Source organism: Trueperaceae bacterium (assembly GCA_036381035.1).
Classification (GTDB): Bacteria; Deinococcota; Deinococci; order Deinococcales; family Trueperaceae; genus DASRWD01.
This window is the reverse complement of record DASVDQ010000161.1, coordinates 1-1,867: the sequence shown is the minus strand read 5'-3', so window position 1 is coordinate 1,867 and position 1,867 is coordinate 1. Positions and strand designations below refer to the sequence as shown.

Here is a 1,867-nt window from a genome sequence, read left to right as displayed (position 1 = left end):
GCTGGCGCTGGCCGACTCGGTGGCCGGCCAGCAGAGGCTGGGCTCCCTGTTCCTGGACGAGGGCTTCGGCACCCTCGACCCCGAGGCGCTCGACAGCGTCACCGAGGTGCTCACGAACCTGACGAGCAACGGGCGCATGGTCGGCGTGATCACCCACGTCACCAGCCTCACCGAGCGCCTGCCCGCGCGCCTGGTGGTCGAGAAGGGACGGCTCGGCAGCCGCCTGGCCTGGGACTACTGAGGCGGGGCTCGCCGGCGCCGTGCGCGTGCGCGGCGTGGTCCTGGGCGCGTCCCGCGCCCGCAGGGCAGTTCCGCGGGCATGGCGGGGACCTCGCTCCGTCGAATCGCGCGTCCCGCGCCCGCTGGGCAGTTGCCTAGCTCGCCCGGCTCGGGGGCTTAGGTCCCTGGCCAGGACGCCCCTCCCCTGCTTGTGTGGAGGCGGAAGGAGGGGCAGCCATGACGGTCAACATGGGCACCATGGACCGCGTCATCCGTGCGGTCCTCGGCGGCGCGGCGATCGTCGTCGTGGCGCTCGGGCTCCTGGCGGCGCCCTGGAACTGGGTGCTCGTCGGGCTCGCCGTGGTCCTGCTGGCGACGGCGGCGCTGGGATTCTGCCCGGTCTACGCCCTCTTCGGCGCCCGCACCAACGGTCCAGGGCGCGCGGCCGGCAGCAGGGCCTGAGCTGGGACGAGGCCGGCTCGGCGCCGCCGGTCACGGGCGCCGCGACGCCCGGCCGGTCCCGCCCCACCCGGGGTGCCGTGGCGGCAAGCCGGCCCACCACCGGGCGCCGTGAGACCCGCTCGGCGTCCCCGGCATCCGCAGCGGCCCTGCGCCTAGGGCCGCCGGGCGCGACGCGACCCGGTCAGGCGGCGGCGCCGACGGGCTCGGCCCTCAGCACCTTCTCCATCGGCCTGCCCTTGGCCAGCTCGTCGACCAGCTTGTCGAGGTAGCGGATCTCGCGCATCAGCGGCTCCTGGATCTCCTCGATGCGCACGCCGCAGATGACGCCCTTGATCAGGGAGCGAGCGGGGTTGAGCCGCGGGGCCTGGTCGAAGAACTCCCGGAAGCTGGTGCGGTCCGCGAGCCTGGCCTCCAGCTCCTCTTGGGTGTAGCCGGTGAGCCAGCGGATGACCTCGTCCAGCTCGGCCTTCGTGCGGCCCTTCCTCTCGACCTTGGCGACGTAGTGCGGGTAGACGCCCGCCACGCTCATCTTGTAGACCCGTTCGTTGTTCTTCTCGTTCATGCCGTGTCCTCGGTAGGTAAGGTCCCACAACTGTAGAGGAAAGCCGGGCCCGGTGGCGAACGGGCGCGCGAACGGCCCCGTGGCCGCGCACGCCACCGCGGAGGCCGCGCGACCGCGAGCCGGCGGCGACTCTCCGGGACCTAGGCCGCGCCCCCTTCCGGGGATCCGCCCGCCTGCTCGGGCGGCGGCCAGGCGCCCAGCACCTGCCGCAGCGCGACGATCTTCCCGAGGTGGTAGGCGTTGTGCGCCGCCAGGCTCGCCAGCACGTCGGCGACGGGCCATCCCGGCTCCAGCTCCTCGCCGCGCCCCTCCAGCGACTCGGCCCACGCCACCGCCTGACGGGCGCCGCGCAGGAACCTCTCGACGAGGCCATGCCATTCCTCCAGCGTCGCGGGGTCCTCGGTCGGGAACGGGTAGCCGCCAGGCGCCCAGGCCTCCCCTGAGTCCTCGTCGCGCTCGACCACGATCCGCTGCCACTCGGCCGCGTGCCACAGCTCGTCGTAGATGGAGTGCGTCGCCCCGCCCGGCCGCGCCGTGACCTGCGCGAGGTCGAGGCCGGAGAGGAGACGCTCCCGCTCCATGAACTCGCCGTCGAGGAAGACGTGTCTCAGCACGGCGGGCATC

At 73.9% G+C, this 1,867-nt stretch carries 4 protein-coding genes; 2 read left to right on the top strand and 2 right to left on the bottom strand.

Annotation, left to right across the window (positions count from 1 at the left end; all coding sequences use genetic code 11):
• Both VF202_15730 and VF202_15725 read left to right on the top strand, forming a co-directional pair.
• Window positions 1-241, top strand: a 241-nt coding sequence (locus VF202_15730) for an SMC family ATPase (GenBank protein HEX7041567.1), incomplete at its 5' end; no start/stop codon positions are given.
• A 215-nt stretch (window positions 242-456) separates the two neighbouring features.
• The gene (locus VF202_15725) at window positions 457-681 is read left to right on the top strand and encodes a DUF2892 domain-containing protein (GenBank protein ID HEX7041566.1); all 225 of its coding nucleotides are present in this window, start codon (window positions 457-459) and stop codon (window positions 679-681) included.
• A gap of 181 nt (window positions 682-862) precedes the next feature.
• On the opposite strand, the gene VF202_15720 is transcribed toward VF202_15725, so the two are convergent.
• Complete coding sequence (locus tag VF202_15720) at window positions 863-1,243, bottom strand: DUF2200 domain-containing protein (protein ID HEX7041565.1); 381 nt, start codon at window positions 1,241-1,243, stop codon at window positions 863-865.
• A 140-nt stretch (window positions 1,244-1,383) separates the two neighbouring features.
• On the bottom strand, window positions 1,384-1,867 hold a 484-nt coding region (locus VF202_15715; protein ID HEX7041564.1), incomplete at its 5' end, for a DinB family protein.